13 protein-coding genes are annotated in these 14,203 nt (G+C 70.7%); 6 read left to right on the top strand and 7 right to left on the bottom strand.

Features of this window, described 5'->3' with window-relative positions:
• From DCE93_RS08935 to nirB, 6 genes are all read right to left on the bottom strand, one after another.
• Entirely contained in the window at window positions 1-1,614 is a 1,614-nt protein-coding gene (locus DCE93_RS08935; protein ID WP_108595579.1) for an FAD-dependent oxidoreductase, read from the bottom strand.
• Window positions 1,611-3,722: a molybdopterin oxidoreductase family protein gene (locus DCE93_RS08930; RefSeq protein WP_108595578.1), complete on the bottom strand. Its 2,112-nt coding sequence runs from the start codon at window positions 3,720-3,722 to the stop codon at window positions 1,611-1,613. The genes DCE93_RS08935 and DCE93_RS08930 overlap by 4 nt, the downstream gene beginning before the upstream one ends.
• A gap of 11 nt (window positions 3,723-3,733) precedes the next feature.
• A complete protein-coding gene (locus DCE93_RS08925) occupies window positions 3,734-5,137 on the bottom strand; it encodes an MFS transporter (RefSeq protein ID WP_108595577.1) in 1,404 nt (467 codons plus the stop codon).
• A gap of 140 nt (window positions 5,138-5,277) precedes the next feature.
• Window positions 5,278-6,408 carry a uroporphyrinogen-III synthase gene (locus DCE93_RS08920; RefSeq protein ID WP_108595576.1) on the bottom strand — a complete coding sequence of 377 codons (1,131 nt, stop codon included), beginning with the start codon at window positions 6,406-6,408 and terminating at the stop codon, window positions 5,278-5,280.
• Complete coding sequence (gene cobA, locus DCE93_RS08915; protein WP_108595575.1) at window positions 6,405-7,181, bottom strand: uroporphyrinogen-III C-methyltransferase; 777 nt, start codon at window positions 7,179-7,181, stop codon at window positions 6,405-6,407. Before cobA ends, DCE93_RS08920 begins: the two co-directional genes overlap by 4 nt.
• Window positions 7,178-9,790: a nitrite reductase large subunit NirB gene (nirB, locus tag DCE93_RS08910; protein WP_108595574.1), complete on the bottom strand. Its 2,613-nt coding sequence runs from the start codon at window positions 9,788-9,790 to the stop codon at window positions 7,178-7,180. The genes cobA and nirB overlap by 4 nt, the downstream gene beginning before the upstream one ends.
• A gap of 197 nt (window positions 9,791-9,987) precedes the next feature.
• Between nirB and nirD the strand changes: the two genes are divergently transcribed.
• Window positions 9,988-10,338 carry a nitrite reductase small subunit NirD gene (gene nirD / locus DCE93_RS08905; protein WP_108595573.1) on the top strand — a complete coding sequence of 117 codons (351 nt, stop codon included), beginning with the start codon at window positions 9,988-9,990 and terminating at the stop codon, window positions 10,336-10,338.
• A 51-nt stretch (window positions 10,339-10,389) separates the two neighbouring features.
• Here nirD and map read toward each other — a convergent pair whose 3' ends face one another.
• Window positions 10,390-11,157 (bottom strand): type I methionyl aminopeptidase, encoded by a 768-nt coding sequence (map, locus tag DCE93_RS08900; protein ID WP_108596677.1) that lies wholly within the window; start codon window positions 11,155-11,157, stop codon window positions 10,390-10,392.
• Window positions 11,158-11,243: 86 nt separating this feature from the next.
• Here map and DCE93_RS08895 point away from each other — a divergent pair, with 86 nt between their 5' ends.
• From DCE93_RS08895 to DCE93_RS08875, 5 genes are all read left to right on the top strand, one after another.
• Window positions 11,244-11,768 (top strand): hypothetical protein, encoded by a 525-nt coding sequence (locus tag DCE93_RS08895; RefSeq protein WP_108595572.1) that lies wholly within the window; start codon window positions 11,244-11,246, stop codon window positions 11,766-11,768.
• A 211-nt stretch (window positions 11,769-11,979) separates the two neighbouring features.
• A complete protein-coding gene (gene rplS / locus DCE93_RS08890) occupies window positions 11,980-12,327 on the top strand; it encodes a 50S ribosomal protein L19 (protein ID WP_108595571.1) in 348 nt (115 codons plus the stop codon).
• A gap of 80 nt (window positions 12,328-12,407) precedes the next feature.
• Entirely contained in the window at window positions 12,408-13,151 is a 744-nt protein-coding gene (gene lepB, locus DCE93_RS08885) for a signal peptidase I (RefSeq protein ID WP_108595570.1), read from the top strand.
• 1 nt (window position 13,152) lies between these two features.
• Entirely contained in the window at window positions 13,153-13,833 is a 681-nt protein-coding gene (locus DCE93_RS08880; protein ID WP_108595569.1) for a ribonuclease HII, read from the top strand.
• Window positions 13,834-13,838: 5 nt separating this feature from the next.
• Window positions 13,839-14,162 (top strand): DUF2469 family protein, encoded by a 324-nt coding sequence (locus DCE93_RS08875; RefSeq protein ID WP_022891843.1) that lies wholly within the window; start codon window positions 13,839-13,841, stop codon window positions 14,160-14,162.
• The last annotated feature ends 41 nt before the right edge of the window (window positions 14,163-14,203 follow it).

Raw genomic sequence — 14,203 nt, 5'->3', positions numbered from 1 at the left:
TCAGGCGGTGAGGCTCGGCGTGCCGCCTGCTTCCGCGGCACGGGCCAGGATCTCCGCGATGCGGCCCTTGCATCCGCCGCATCCGGTGCCCGCCCGAGTCTCACGTCCCACACCCTCGACGGTCGCGATGCCGCACGAGGCCGCCTCCTCGATGCGACCCACCGTGACCCCGTTGCACCAGCACACGGTGGAGGCCGGTGCGAACGCGTCGGCATCGGTGCTCGGGTCGTAGTCGGGCCCATCGAAGCGCAGCAGCATCGAGCGGTCGGCGGGCAGTTCGCCCCGCCGCTCGAACAGCAGCGTGAGCTCGGCGGCGGTACGCGGCATCCCGACGCTCACGAACCCGGTGAGGGCGCCGTCTTCGGTGACCATCTTCACGTAGCGCAGGTGTTCGGGGTCGGCCCACTGCGAGACCCGGCGCCGCGGATGCACGGCGTCGTCGTCCCACGGGTCGGCCGTGATGTCGCCGACCGCGACGACGTCGATGTGCTCGGCCTTCAGCATCACGATCGCGTCGCGCTCGGCGGGAGCCGCGGCATCCGTCGACGCGTCGGCGCCCGTCGCCGACGCGATGAGCGTCGCCGCGAGCCATGAGGCCTGCCGCCAGCCCGGCCCGATGAGACCGGAGGGAGCGCCGGGCAGCACGCGTTGCCGGGCGAGCTCGTCGGTGCGCTCGACGACCTGGGCGCAGTCGCCGATCGCAGACACGTTGGGGTCGGTCCAACTCACGAGATCCGGGCCGACGACGATGCCGACGGCGGTGCGGAGGCCGGCGAGGGTCGCCAATTCATTTCGCGGGCTCACCCCGCACGAGAGCACGAGCAGGTCGCCGCGCAGCTGCTTGCCGTCGGCCGTGACGAGCAGGTCGAAGCGCCGGGTGCCGTCGGCGTCGGTGCGGAACGCGACGGCCTCGGCCCGGCTGTGCGCGATCACGGTGATGCCAGAGCGGCGCAGGGCGGCGCGCAGCACCTGCCCGCCGCCGCGGTCGAGGTTGCGCGGCATCGGGTGCGGGCCGTGGTGCACGACGCACACCTGGGCGCCGGCATGGGCGGCGGCGAGGGCGAGCTCGAGACCCAGCACGCCCGCGCCGAGCACGATGATGCGCTTGCGTGCTCGCACCGCACCGAGCACGCGCTCGGCGTCGGCGAGATCGCGGAGGGTGGTGACGCCCTCGGGCAGTTCATCGTCACGGGCGACGAGCTGCCTCGCGTACTTCTCGAGCGAGGAGAGGTCGCGGCGGTGTCGTTCCACCCCGTCGAGGGTCGGCACGTTGGCCCGCGAGCCGGTCGCGAGCACGAGCCGGTCGTAGGGGAGCGCCTCACCCGTCGAGAGCAGCACGGTCTTCGCCGCGCGATCGATGGACATGGCCGCGACGCCGAGCAGCACCCGCGCCCCCGCGGCCTCCGCGGCCGCCCGATCGCCGACGAACATCGCGTCGAGTTCGGTGTTGCCGACCGCGTACTCGGCGACGAGCACTCGGTTGTACGCCTCGACGTCTTCGCCGGCGACGACCGTCAGCGCGATCGACCCGTGCTCGGCGGCGGGCAGCAGCTCTTCGACGAATCGCGCGCCGACGGGCCCGTAGCCGATGAGCACCACCCTCAGCGCGCTCACGCGACGACTCCGGTCTCGACGAGACGAGCCACCCGCACGGCGTTGGTCTTGAACTCGGGCATCGCCGAGACGGGGTCGACGGCGTCGGAGGTCAAGAGGTTCGCCGCCTGCCCGTCGCCGTAGTGGAACGGCAGGAACACCGCGTCGGGCCGGATGTCGGTCGTCAGCCGCGCCCGGCAGCGCACCGTGCCGCGCGCATTCGAGAGCTCGACGAGTTCGCCGTCGGCGATGCCCAGACGATCGGCGGTCGATGGATGCATCGCGGCGCGCGCCTCGGGCTGGGCGTCGCGGAGTTCAGGCACCCGCCGCGTCTGCGAGCCGCTCTGATAGTGCTCGAGGAGGCGCCCCGTGACGAGGGTGAGCTCGCCCGGCAGCGGACTCGGATGCGCCGACTCGCGCGCCGCGACGGCGACGAGACGCGCGAGTCCGTCGGGGTGGGCGAAGCGTTCTGCGAACAGCCGAGGCGAGCCCTCGCTGCCGCGCGGGTACGGCCAGTAGGCCGCCTCGCCGCGGTCGAGCAATGCGTAGTCGATGCCGGAGTAGTCGGCGATGCCGCCCTCCGACGCGAGGCGCAGCTCTTCGAAGACGAGCTCTGGGTCGGTGTCGAACGTTGCGCTGCAATCGAGGCGGCGGGCCAGCTCGGCGAGGATCCAGAGCTCGTCGCGGACGCCGTCGGGCGGGGTGATCGCGCGACGGCGACGGATGACGCGGCCCTCGAGCGAGGTCATCGTGCCCTCCTCCTCCGCCCACTGGGTGATCGGCAGCACGACATCGGCGAGCGCGGCCGTCTCGGAGAGGAAGAAGTCGCAGACGACGAGCAGGTCGAGCGCCGCAAGCCGCTCTCGCACGGCCGCGACGTTCGGCGACGAGACGACGAGGTTCGACCCGTGCACGAGGAGCGCCCGCACGCCGTCGGGCTCGCCGAGGGACTGCAGCAATTCGACGGCCGGAACGCCCGGCCCCGGGATGTCCGCCGGGTCGACGCCCCACACCGCCGCGACGTGCGCCCGCGCCGAGGGGTCGGTGATCTTGCGGTACCCGGGCAGCTGATCGCACTTCTGGCCGTGTTCGCGGCCGCCCTGGCCGTTGCCCTGCCCCGTGAGGGTGCCGTAACCGCTCCCGGCCCGTCCGGGCAGGCCGAGCAGCAGCGCGAGGTTGATCGCCGCGGTCGCCGTGTCGGTGCCGTCGACGTGCTGCTCCACGCCTCTCCCGGTCAGCACGTAGGTGTTGCCGCCGGAGGCGAGCCGCCTGGCCAGCCTGCGCAGGGTGAGCGCGGCCACACCCGTCACCGACTGCACACGCTCGGGCCACCATGAGGCGACGCTGCGCCGAATCGCGTCGTACCCCACGGTGCGCGCCGAGACGTAGTCGAGGTCGACGAGCCGTTCGGCGATCACGATGTGGGTGAGGCCGAGCAGGAGTGCGAGGTCGGTGCCGGGCACCGGTTGCAGGTGCAGGCCGCGGCCGTCGTCGGTGAGCCGGGCGGTCGCAGTGCGTCGCGGGTCGACCACGACGAGCCCGCCCGCGGCTTGCGCTCCGACGAGGTGGCCGATGAACGGCGGCATCGTCTCGGCGACGTTGGTGCCGAGCAACAGGATCGTGTGCGCCGCGTCGAGGTCTTCGAGCGGGAAGGGAAGTCCGCGATCGACCCCGAAGGCACGGTTGCCGGCGGCCGCGGCGGAGGACATGCAGTACCGGCCGTTGTAGTCGATGCGGCTGGTGCCGAGCGCGAGCCGCGCGAACTTGCCGAGCAGGTACGCCTTCTCGTTCGTGAGGCCCCCGCCGCCGAACACGCCGACCGCGTCGGCCCCGTGCGCGGTCCGGGTGCCGCGGAGCCATGCGGCGACGACGTCGAGTGCCACCTCCCAGCTCGCCTCGCGCAACACGCCGTCGGCGCCCCGCAGGAGCGGAGCGCCGAGGCGTGAGGGTGCGCGGAGGAGCTCCGCCGAGGTCCAGCCCTTCTTGCAGAGCCCGCCCCGATTGGTCGGGAAGTCGCGGCCCGTGACGGTCACCGGTGCGGCCGCTGCATCCGCAGACGAGACCGGGTCGAGGGTCATGGCGCACTGCAGTGCGCAGTAAGGGCAGTGCGTGTCGGCGGAGCGGCTCATCCGGTCTCGATTCAGATCTTGTGCTCGCGCAGGCGGCCGGAGCGCACGTACACGGCGTAGGTGAGCAGGAGGAGCGCGGCGTAGCCGGCGACGAAGCCGAGGAAGGCGCCGGCGTAGCCGCCGGTCGTCTGGTAGCTGAGGTTCAGCACCTGGGGGATGAGGAACCCGCCGTATGCGCCGATCGCCGAAATGAGCCCGAGCGCTGCGGCGGCCTTTCGCTGGGTCGAGACGTCGCCGGCGCCTGCTCCGGCACGCACCGCGAAGACGACGGGAACCATGCGGTAGGTCGAACCGTTGCCGATGCCGGCCGCGGCGAACAGCAGGAGGAAGCATCCGAGGAAGAGCCAGAAGTTGCCGAGCGGCAGGGTGAGCAGCACTCCGACGGTGATCGTGCCCATCGCGGCGAACGCGAGCATCGTGATGCGCGCCCCGCCGAACCGGTCGGACAGCCGGCCGCCGTAGGGCCGGGCGAGGGAGCCGACGAGTGCGCCGAGGAACGCGAGCGAGATCGATGCGCCGCCGATCGCGATGGCCGAGAACTCGGGGAACTGGTCGGCGATGAGCTTCGGGAACACGCTCGCGAAGCCGATGAACGAGCCGAACGTGCCGATGTAGAGCACTGCGAGCACCCACATGTGCGGCTCGCGCAACGCCGCGGCGGAGCCAGCGAAGTCGGCTTTCGCACTCGAGAGGTTGTCCATGGAGCGGTACGCGCCGATCATCGCGAGCAGGATGAACGGCACCCAGATCCACCCGGCGAGCGGAAGGTTCAGGGTGGCGCCGGCACCGATGGTGATGACGATCGGCACGACGAACTGGGCGACGGATGCTCCGAGGTTGCCGCCGGCCGCATTGAGGCCGAGCGCCCAGCCCTTCTCGCGCTGCGGGTAGAAGAACGTGATGTTCGACATCGAGCTGGCGAAGTTGCCGCCGCCGAAGCCCGCGAGCGCGGCCACGAGGAGGAGGACGCCGAACGGCGTGTCGGGGTTGCCGACCACGACCGCGAGCAGCACCGCCGGCACGAGGAGCAGTCCCGCGGAGATGATGGTCCAGTTGCGGCCGCCGAACTTCGGCACCAGGAACGAGTACGGGATGCGGAGCGTCGCGCCCACGAGGCTCGGGATCGAGATGAGCCAGAAGATCTCGCCGGTGCCGAGTTCGAAGCCCGCGGCGGGCAGGTTCACCGCGACGATCGACCAGAGCTGCCAGACGACGAAGCCGAGGAACTCTGCGAAGATCGACCAGCGGAGGTTCCGGCGGGCGATCGCCCGCCCGGCGGTCTGCCACTGCGCCTCGTCTTCGGGGTTCCAATGATCGATCCAGCGCCCGGGCCGAGTGGCGAGGGCCGGCGCGATTGTCTCGGGAGCCGGCGGTGCGGCGACGTGCGGGGGAGCGGCGTTCACGGTGTCGGTCATCGGTGCCTCCGGGGGATGTCGGTCATGGGTCGAGCTGGTGTGCCCGACGCTATTCGCGGCGTGTTTCCGCGGAAGGTGCCGGTGGTAAACCCTGCGTCTCGAGCTGCTCACCCGAGTGCACGGAGCGTGTGAGGTCGTCGTCAGACATCGAGCCGGTATCCGCGCTTGACGACCGTCGCGATGAGTCCCGGCACGCCGATCGTCTGGCGGAGCCTGCTGAGGGCGACCTCGAGCGCGTGTTCGTCGTTCGTGCCCGGCAGCGCCGAAGTGAGCCGTTCCCGGGCGACGACCGAGCCGCGCGCGAGCACGAGGGCACGCAGGATCATGAGCGCGACCGGGGCGAGCGCGACGCGGCGGTCGTCGACGTCGACCACGGCGCCGCGGAGTTCGAGCGGGCCGTGCCGGGTGTCGAGGCGCAGCACTCGCGCCGACTCGAGATGCTCGCAGACGAGCCGGATGAGGGCTCCCATGCGGAACCGTTCGGGCTGGATCGGGACGATGCCGGCGGCGATGAGGGGCGCGGCGGTCACCGGGCCGACCGCTGCGGCCACGACCGGCCCGCACATCGCGTCGACGAGGTCGTCGTGACGACCGCGCACCTCGGCGGCGGCGAAGAGCGCGTGCACCGCTGGGGCACTCGTGAAGGTGATGCAGTCGAGCCCGCCGGTGCACGCCGCTTCGATGAGTCGATCGACCCGCTCATCGGTCTCGTCGGGCTCGGTCCAGCGGTACGGCTCGACGGTCAGCACGCGGTCATGGGCCTCGCGCAGGCGGTCGAGCTGCGATGGGTTCAGGAATCCGTGCAGCTGCACGGCGACCGTGAGCCCCGGCGGCTTCGTCGCGAGCACCTCGTCGATGAGGGACTCGGTGGTCTCCTGGGCGCTCATGCCGGCGTCGTTCAGGCCGGCGGCACGGATGCCCCCGCGGGCCTTCGGCCCGCGCACGAGGATCGCCGTCTCGGAGAGTGCGTCGATGAGGTCTTCGCCGAGCCCCGCGGCATCCGCGACCTCGAACCAGCGGCGCACCCCGTAGGCGGTGGTCGCGAGGAGCACATCCGGTCGGGCCTCGATGACCGCACGCGTGTCGGCGATGACCGGGTCGTCGGAGACGGCGTTCGCCATGCGCAACGTCGGCGCGTGCAGCACCTGCGCGCCGCGGCGCGCCAGGGCGTCGATGAGGTCGGCGGAGCGCCGATCGCTCGTCACGCCGATGCGGAAGCCCTCGAGCTGGTCGGGTCGGAACCCCGGCGGGAACTCGACGAGCTCCGTCACGGGGTGACCACCGCGAATCCGGCTGCGCGCTCCATGAGCTCGGCGGCGCTCGCGTTGCCGTCATGGGCGAGGCGAACGACCTCGCCGATCACCACGACGGCGGGGGAGGCGACCTGCGCCCGGCCCGCGGCGATCACGATGTCGGTCAGGTCGCCGATCGTCGTGCGCTGGTCGGCTCGGAACCCGCGTTCGATGATCGCGACGGGCATCCGGGCGGCCATGCCGTGACGGGCGAGGCCCGCCGTCAACGACGGCAGCGAGCCCACCCCCATCAGCACGACGATCGTGCCGCCGAGGCCCGCGAGATGACCCAGCTCGGCGTCGGTCAGCGGTGCATGGCCCGAGACGACCGTGAAGAGGTGGCTGATCCCGCGGTGGGTGAGCGGGATCCCGGCGGCCCCGGGCACGGCGACGGCGCTCGTGACGCCGGGGATCACCTCGACCTGCACCCCTGCGGCGTGGCAGGCGAGCAGCTCCTCGCTCCCGCGCCCGAGCACATATGGGTCGCCGCCCTTCAAGCGCACGACCCGACGGCCGGCCAGCGCGTGCGCGACGAGGAGGGCCTCGATCTCGGACTGCGGCACGGCATGGTGGCCCGGGCGCTTGCCGACGTCGACGAGCTCCGCACCCGGAGCGAGTTCGTGCAGCCGCTCGTGGGGAGCGAGCCGGTCGTAGAGCACGACCTCGGCATCGGCGAGGGCACGTGCCGCGGCGAGGGTCAGCAGGTCCTCCCGGCCGGGCCCGCCGCCGATGAGGGTGACGCGGCCGGTCATGCCTCGGCTCCGCGCACCGGGATGGTGGGGCCGGCGACGAGCACGGCCTCGCCGCGTTCGCGCTCTTCGGCGGTGGCGGGTCGGAACTGCTCGCGCTCCGGCACGCGGGCGATCGAGGGGTCGGCCGTGTCCGGCGCGTTCACGAAGGAGCGGAAGCGTCGGAGCCGATCTGGATCGGCCAGCGTCGCGGCCCATTCGTCCTCGTAGGTGTCGACGTGTGCAGCCATGGCCTGCTCGAGCTCGTCGGCGAGCCCGAGCGAGTCGTGCACGACGACGTCGCGCACGTGGTCGAGACCGCCCTCGAGGTCTTCGATCCAGCGCGCCGTGCGCTGCAGACGATCGGCGGTGCGCACGTAGTACATGATGTAGCGGTCGATGTAGCGCAGCAGCGTCTCGTCGTCGAGGTCGCCGGCGAGCAGCTGCGCATGCGCCGGCTGGAAGCCGCCGTTGCCGCCGACGTACATGTTCCAGCCCTGGTCGGTGGCGATCACGCCGACATCCTTCGCGCGGGCTTCCGCGCACTCCCGGGCGCACCCGGAGACTCCGAACTTCAGCTTGTGCGGCGAGCGGAGCCCGCGGTAGCGGAGCTCGAGCTGCACCGCCATCGCCACCGAGTCCTGCACGCCGTACCGGCACCAGGTCGACCCGACGCAGCTCTTCACGTTGCGCAGCGCCTTGCCGTACGCCTGTCCCGACTCGAAACCGGCGTCGACCAGCTGCCTCCAGATCTCGGGCAGCTGGTCGAGCCGGGCCCCGAACAGGTCGATGCGCTGGCCGCCGGTGATCTTCGTGTAGAGGCCGAAGTCCATCGCGACCCGGGCGATCACCGCGAGCTTCGCCGGGGTGATCTCGCCGGCGGGGATGCGGGGGACGACCGAGTAGGTGCCGTCCTTCTGCATGTTCGCCATGGCCCGGTCGTTGGTGTCCTGCAGGCCGCCTCGTCCGCCGTCGAGGATGTACGAGCCGTGCTGCGTCGCGAGGATCGAGCCGATGACCGGCTTGCAGACGTCGCAGCCGCGGCCGGTGCCGAGGCGGGCGATGATCTCATCGAAGGAGGAGAGCCCGAGCACGCGCACCGATTCGAACAACTCCTGGCGCGAGAGCTCGAAGTGCTCGCACAGCGCCCGCGACGGGGTGATGCCGGCCTTCGTCAGCTCCGATTCGAGCAGCTTCTTGACGAGCGGCACGCACGAGCCGCACTGGGTGCCGGCCCGGGTGCAGCCCTTCAGCGCGCCGAGTTCCGTGCACCCCTCCGCATGGTCGGTGTGGGCTCCGGCGATCGCCTCTCGGATGGTCCCGGCGCTGACGTTGTTGCACGCGCAGACGAGAGCGGCGGCAGGCAGCTCGTCTCCAGCCGGCGCCTCCATGCCCGAAGCCGAGAGGTAGGCGGCCGGCTCGCTCGACAGCTGCGTTCCGAGCAGCGGGCGAAGCGAGGCGTACGGCGCGGCGTCGCCGACGAAGATGCCGCCGAGGAGGGTCTTCGCATCATCGGTCATCACGAGCTTCTGGTAGAGGCCGCGCGCCGGATCCGCGTACACGATCTCGAGCGCCTGCTCGGTGCGCGCGAGGGCATCACCGAAGCTCGCGACATCGACGCCGGAGAGTTTCAGCTTCGTGGCGTCGTCGACGCTCGTGAACTCCGCCGCACCACCCAGCAACCGGTCGGCGACGACCTCGGCCATGGCGTTCGCCGGGGCGACGAGCCCGGTGCACCGACCATCGAAGCTCGCGACTTCTCCGATCGCCCAGATGTGCGGTGCGGATGTCGCGCAGGCCGTGCTGATCGCGACGCCGCCCCGCGGACCGAGCTCGAGCCCGAGGTCGCGGGCGAGCTCGTCACGCGGGCTGATGCCGATCGCGAACACCACGAGGTCGGCGTCGATGCGCCGGCCGTTCGTGAGCTCGACGCCGGTGACGATGCCCCGCTCGGCGAGCACCGCCGCCGGCCGGGTACCCAGGTGCAGTCCGATGCCCTGCCCGGCGATGATGCGACCGAGAGCGCGGCCCGCTCCCTCGTCGAGCTGCGCCGACATGAGCCAGCCGCCGGAGTGCACGACCGCGGTGTCGGCGCCGAGCCCGGCCACGCCGCCGGCGGCCTCGAGGCCGAGCAGCCCCCCGCCCGCGACCACGACCTGCGCCGGGCGGCCGTGCCGCTCGGCGAGCTCACGGGCCTCGGCGACCAGGGCGTCGACATCGTCGATCGTGCGGTAGACCCGGGCGTGGGCCCGGCCCGGAATGTCGGGGACCGGTGCGCTCGACCCGGTGGCGAGCACGAGTTCGTCCCAGTGCAGCGCGAGCCCGCCCGAGGTCGTCGCGGTGCGTGTCGCGACGTCGATCGCCACGACGCGCTCTCCTGTGACGAGACGGATGTGTCCGTCGTCCCACATCGACGAGGGCTGCAGGGTGAGGTCGGCCGCGGCATCCGCCAGTCTCGTGCTGAGGGCGACGCGGTCGTAGGGCTCGTGGGCCTCTTCGCCGACCACGGTGACGCGCAGCGCGTGTTCGATGTCGCGGGAGTGCAGGCTGTCGGCGAGTCGGTGCGCCGCGGGACCGCCGCCGACGATGACGATGTCGCGCACGCCGGCCCGGGCGTTGATGCTCTCGGTCATGGCTGCCTCCGGGGCTCGAATGAGGCGAGCGTACGACCGGCCCGTTTCCGCCTCGTTTCGTCGCGGTAACCACCACTGTCGTTCGGCGCACGTGGCGAGCCGACGGATGTGAGGACGGTTTCACGCCCGCGAAACATGCGGATGCCGCAGGGGAAACACCCGGAACCTACCGTCGAACGATCGACGAGAGGAACGGCATGTCGCTGACGATCGAGAAGACCGCCATCTGGGTGCGCGCGTGCGAGGTCGAGGAACTCGAACCCTGCTGGGGCGAGGTCGCCCTCCTCGGGCGTCGGCAGGTCGCCCTGTTCCGCCTCGCCGACCAGGAGGTGTACGCCGTCGACCACCACGACCCGCACACGGGCGCACCGGTGATGGCCAGGGGCATCGTGGGATCGCGGGGCGACCGGCCCTCGATCGCCTCGCCCCTGCACAAGGAGGTGTACGACCTCGGCACGGGCGAGTGCTTCACCGACGCCGCACTGACCCTGCGCACGTACCGCACCCGCATCGTCGGCGGCATGATCGAGGTGGAACTCGAGCAGTGACGGGCGCGCGCCGGCGACCGAGCGGGTCGATCGCGGCGCCCGCCGCCGGGCTCAGCCTCGCGCGGTGAACACGATCGGGTCGCCGTCGGTGACCGCGATCGTGTGCTCCGAGTGCGCGCCGCGCGAGCCGTCGGCGCTGCGCAGGGTCCACCCGTCGGGATCGGTGAAGATGCGATCGGTCGTCTCGAGGAACCACGGTTCGATCGCGATGACGAGACCGGGCTTCAACGGCAGCCCGCGACCCGGACGCCCGTTGTTCGGCACATGGGGGTCGCCGTGCATCGTGCGGCCGACGCCATGGCCGCCGAAGTCGGTGTTGATCGAGTAGCCCTCGGCCTTCGCGACATCCGCGATCGCGCGCGAGATGTCGCCGATGCGCTGGCCCGGCCGTGCAGCGGCGATGCCGGCGTCGAGCGCGCGACGGGTCGTGTCGATGAGGCGCAGGTCTTCGTCGCGCGGGGTGCCGACGACGATCGAGACGGCCGAATCGGCGACCCAGCCGTTGACGGAGGCGGCGAAGTCGAGGCTCAACAGGTCGCCGTCGCGCAGCCGGTAGTCGTGGGGGAGTCCGTGCAGCACCGCATCGTTCACCGAGGTGCAGATGACCTTGCCGAACGGGCTCGCCCCGAACGACGGGTGGTAGTCGATGTAGCAGCTCTCGGCGCCCGCCTTCCGGATCATCTCGTGCGCGAGGGCATCGAGCTCGAGCAGGTTCACGCCGACGGCAGCGGCGGCCGAGGTCGCCTCCAGCACACTCGCCACGAAACGGCCGGCGGGCCGCATCTCCTCGATCTCAGCAGGGGTCCGAAGTTCAATCACGCTCATCCTCTCCGAGTACATTCTGGCGGCTCCGCCCTGAGTGAACACCCCGCGCGCTCGCCGTCCCGGCGGATTACCCTGAGAACATGCTCCTGCGGCGCGCACTCTACCGATGGCAGATGATCGCGGTCGTCGTGCTGCCGATCTGGCTGGCCGTGGGCTGGGCCCTCTTCGGTCGGGGCGGCTGGGGCACCCTCGGGCTCGTGATCGTCGTGCCCGTCGCGTTCGTCGTGCTCGGGGTCGTTGCACTCCTGGTCGGCGTGCGGCCGACGGTGCGCCAGGAGCGGGCGCTGTCGTGGGTAGACGTCGGAGTGCTCACCGCGTGGCAGCTCTCGATCGTCGCGACCGGGTTCTACGGCGCATCCGCGACGCTCTTCGGCGTGCTCGCGATCCTCCTCGCCATCGCCGCGTTCTGGGTCGCGGTGTGGCAGCTCGTCACCGACGGTGCCAACCGCGTGAAGGCCTCGATGGCCGAGTTCGAACGACTCGCCGCCGAGCCGCCGGGGCCTTCGTCGAGCGGCCCGCCACCCCGTTCCGACCTTGGCCTGCGTCGTCCGCCCTTCGATGACGGCGGCGACGACGTGATCATCATCCACGAGGTCCGCGACTAGCCGCAGCCGTTTCGAGTTCGCGCACAGGGCATGCATCCGTCACCTGCTTTTGCCCAGCCACCCACCGGCATGGCACAATAGAGGATTGTGCCGCCGCAGGTCTCTGCCTCCGGGGAGCGCGCACGCACGATTCGATCGTGCGAGGCGGCACCAGACACTTCCATTCATTGATCCGCGTTCGACCGGTGGCGGGCGCAGAGAGCGAACCACCATGCACATTCTCGACCACGTCGACGCCGCGAGCCTGAGGTCGGATGTCCCCGACTTCCGCCCCGGCGACACCGTCAAGGTGCACGTCAACATCATCGAAGGCACGCGCTCGCGTATCCAGGTCTTCCAGGGCGTCGTCATCGGCCGCCAGGGTGAAGGCGTGCGCGAGACCTTCACGGTCCGCAAGGTGAGCTTCCAGGTCGGCGTCGAGCGCAAGTTCCCCGTGCACTCGCCCGTCATCGACCACATCGAGGTCGTCACCCGCGGTGACGTGCGTCGCGCGAAGCTCTACTACCTGCGCAAGCTCCGCGGCAAGAAGGCGAAGATCAAGGAGAAGCGCGACAGCTGATCCGCGACGCGGATCGCGGTCGACGCGAACGTTCCCCGAGCTCCCCACCCCTAGACTGGGTGGGGAGCTCGGGCGGTTAAATGACAGAAGACACAGGCACGCGAACAGATCGTGCCAGTTCGGCGACGCCGAACAGAAAACGCGGCGTTCTCCTGTTCCTGCGAGACCTGCTCGTCATCTTCGTGGTGGCCGTGCTCGTCTCGTTCCTCATCAAGACGTTCCTCATCCGGTCGTTCTTCATCCCATCGCAGTCGATGGAGGAGACGCTCTTCATCGATGACCGCATCATCGTCAACCAGCTGGTTCCAGAGGTCACGCCGCTCGAGCGCGGCGACGTCATCGTGTTCAGAGATCCCGGCGGGTGGTTGCCGGCCCGGGTCGAGAACCCCCAGCCGCCGCTCGTGGCCGCCGTCGACTGGTTCCTCTCGTTCGTCGGGCTCGCGGCTCCCGACTCGAACGACCACCTCGTCAAGCGGCTGATCGGCATGCCGGGCGATCATGTCGTCTGCTGCAACGCCCTCGGGCAGATGAGCGTCAACGACGTGCCGCTCGACGAGCCGTACGTCGCATTGCCGCCGGGTGAGACGAAGGTCTCGCGCGACGACTTCGACGTGACCGTGCCCGACGACTCGCTCTGGGTCATGGGCGACAACCGCAACAACTCGAAGGACTCGCGCTACAACGGCGAGACGCCGCTCGGCGGATTCGTGCCGATCGAGAACGTCGTCGGTCGGGCGTTCGTCGTCAGCTGGCCGATCGACCACTGGGCGTGGCTCGACAACTACCCGCAGGTCTTCGACGGCGTCGATGAGGCGGGTGACTGAGATGACCCCCGTTGCCGTGCCGACACTGCGGGCCGAACGTGAGTTCCTCGCGCACGCACCCATGATGCTCGCGTGCGACGAGGTCGGCCGCGGCGCGCTCGCCGGACCGGTCGCCATCGGTCTCGTGTTGATCGACTCGGCCGTGCGGCGCATGCCCGCGGGCCTCCGCGACTCGAAGCTGCTGAGCGAACCGCGCCGCGAGGCCTTGGCGCCGAGGGCGTCGGCCTGGGTCCGGGCCTCGGCGGTCGGCGAAGCGAGCGCGGCCGAGATCGACGAGCTCGGCATCATGGCGTGCCTCGGGCTCGCCGGCGCCCGCGCCTTCGCCGAACTCTCCGCGGCGAACGAGCTCGTGAGCGACGTGCCGCTGCTCCTCGACGGCAATTACGACTGGTTGAGCGCCGCGATCCAGCATCGGGCGCGCGTCGTCACCCGCATCAAGGCCGACCGCGACTGCGCGTCGGTCGCCGCGGCATCCGTCATCGCCAAGGTGCATCGCGACCGCTTCATGCGCCGCGCGCACGACGAGCGACCGCTCTATGCGTGGGACGAGAACAAGGGGTACTCGAGCCGTGCCCACTTCGCCGCGATCGACGAGCACGGCGCGAGCGAGCTGCACCGCACGACGTGGCTGCACGATCGCGTGCCGGCAGCGCCGACGCTCTTCGACCTCAGCGTAGGATGAGTGCGATGGATGAGGACGAGTTCGAAGACTACGACCGCGAGGTCGAGCTGGCCCTGTATCGGGAGTACCGCGATATCGTGTCGCAGTTCAAGTACGTGGTCGAGACCGAGCGACGGTTCTACCTCGCCAACGAGGTCGAACTCGTGCGCCGAGACACCGAGCACGACTTCTACTTCGAGCTGACGATGAAAGACGTCTGGGTGTGGGACGTCTACCGTGCCGACCGCTTCGTGAAGTCGGTGCGTGTGCTCACCTTCAAAGACGTCAACGTCGAAGAGCTCGCCACGCGCGAGTTCGAGCTGCCGAAAGAGCTCGCGCTCGACGAGTAGCACTCGGTCTCCCCAGGCGCGATCCTCGGGAGTTCTTCACC

Source organism: Agromyces badenianii, from assembly GCF_003070885.1.
Taxonomy (GTDB): Bacteria; Actinomycetota; Actinomycetes; order Actinomycetales; family Microbacteriaceae; genus Agromyces; species Agromyces badenianii.
This window is presented reverse-complemented; position numbering and strand designations above follow the sequence as displayed.

Coding starts and splice junctions, on each gene's coding strand:
- DCE93_RS08875 (WP_022891843.1), top strand. CDS start 13,839: ATGGATGAGGACGAGTTCGAAGACTACGACCGCGAGGTCGAGCTGGCC.
- lepB (WP_108595570.1), top strand. CDS start 12,408: ATGACAGAAGACACAGGCACGCGAACAGATCGTGCCAGTTCGGCGACG.
- nirD (WP_108595573.1), top strand. CDS start 9,988: ATGTCGCTGACGATCGAGAAGACCGCCATCTGGGTGCGCGCGTGCGAG.
- nirB (WP_108595574.1), bottom strand. CDS start 9,790: ATGACCGAGAGCATCAACGCCCGGGCCGGCGTGCGCGACATCGTCATC.
- DCE93_RS08930 (WP_108595578.1), bottom strand. CDS start 3,722: ATGAGCCGCTCCGCCGACACGCACTGCCCTTACTGCGCACTGCAGTGC.
- DCE93_RS08925 (WP_108595577.1), bottom strand. CDS start 5,137: ATGACCGACACCGTGAACGCCGCTCCCCCGCACGTCGCCGCACCGCCG.
- DCE93_RS08880 (WP_108595569.1), top strand. CDS start 13,153: ATGACCCCCGTTGCCGTGCCGACACTGCGGGCCGAACGTGAGTTCCTC.
- rplS (WP_108595571.1), top strand. CDS start 11,980: ATGCACATTCTCGACCACGTCGACGCCGCGAGCCTGAGGTCGGATGTC.
- cobA (WP_108595575.1), bottom strand. CDS start 7,181: ATGACCGGCCGCGTCACCCTCATCGGCGGCGGGCCCGGCCGGGAGGAC.
- DCE93_RS08895 (WP_108595572.1), top strand. CDS start 11,244: ATGCTCCTGCGGCGCGCACTCTACCGATGGCAGATGATCGCGGTCGTC.